General features: G+C 35.3%; 2 protein-coding genes. Both read right to left on the reverse strand.

What is annotated here, in order from left to right:
• Window positions 1–449 (reverse strand): IS66 family transposase (locus tag KQA_RS0218185; RefSeq protein WP_010183077.1); only part of this gene is annotated, 449 nt, incomplete at its 3' end.
• A 45-nt stretch (window positions 450–494) separates the two neighbouring features.
• Window positions 495–845 carry an IS66 family insertion sequence element accessory protein TnpB gene (tnpB, locus tag KQA_RS0218190; RefSeq protein WP_010183078.1) on the reverse strand — a complete coding sequence of 117 codons (351 nt, stop codon included), beginning with the start codon at window positions 843–845 and terminating at the stop codon, window positions 495–497.
• Window positions 846–939 lie beyond the last annotated feature (94 nt).

A 939-nucleotide genomic window follows, 5' to 3' on the forward strand; every position in this document is an offset into this window, starting at 1 on the left:
AGTTCGGCAATTAGCACTCCTGCTCCTTCTTTTTTAGCATACATAGGCCGAATGGTTCTTCGTTTTACTAAACTTGCTGGAGTGTACTCTAAAGTCTCGGTGATTTCTTCTCCTATTTTTTTAAGCCCTGTGGTATCTTCTTCGGGTTCGATAATTACTTCTCGAACGGGAAGGTTTTCTGGTAAGGTATTACGTCCTTGATGTTTCTTTTTATTACGTGTATAGCTAATGGTTTGTTGTTGTGTTTGCGCTATAACCGTTGGAGTATCTTGTGTAAATAGTGATAATTGATCTACAACTGTTTCGGTAATAAAACTCTCAGATTTAAAACCACTGATAAGCTTATAAAGCCCCGCTAATTGTTGTTCTAAACTAGCTATTTTAGCAGCCAAATCTTGCTGCTTTTTTACTAAATGCTCATTTTCTAAAAGTAGTTCTTGGTAATCCATTACACAACTAAAATAGCTACGTAAACCTACAAAAGCAAAAGAAATCTAAGCTTTTTTAAAACGTTTTTTATGTGTGAGATTAGTAATCGAAATACCGTCGATTAATAGAATGAGTTGCGCGTAACTTAAAGATAAACTCCCTATTTCGCTATCATATTTTGGTAGGTCAAATGTGCCTGTTTCTAGCCTTTTATAGTATAGTATAAAACCTCCTGACTGCCAGTGTAAGAGTTTTACCTTGTTTCTGACTTTGTTGATAAAGATATATACCGTTCCGTTATCTGGATCTTGATCTAAATTATTGATCACTAATCCTCGTAAGCTATCAAAACTTTTACGCATGTCAGTAGGCTTACTATAAAGCTCAAAATGATGAGTAGTACCTAATCCGAACATATCTATACGGGGATTTCAATTTCTACACCACTCTGTAAGCGGATTATAATATTTGCAGGGGAATCAGCAGCAGTAACTTCAATAGCTACAAAAT

Source organism: Aquimarina agarilytica ZC1 (assembly GCF_000255455.1).
In the GTDB taxonomy this organism is placed as follows: domain Bacteria; phylum Bacteroidota; class Bacteroidia; order Flavobacteriales; family Flavobacteriaceae; genus Aquimarina; species Aquimarina agarilytica.

What these genes read in the sequence shown, in the direction of transcription:
- tnpB (WP_010183078.1), bottom strand. Translation starts at nt 845, where the DNA reads ATGTTCGGATTAGGTACTACTCATCATTTTGAGCTTTATAGTAAGCCT.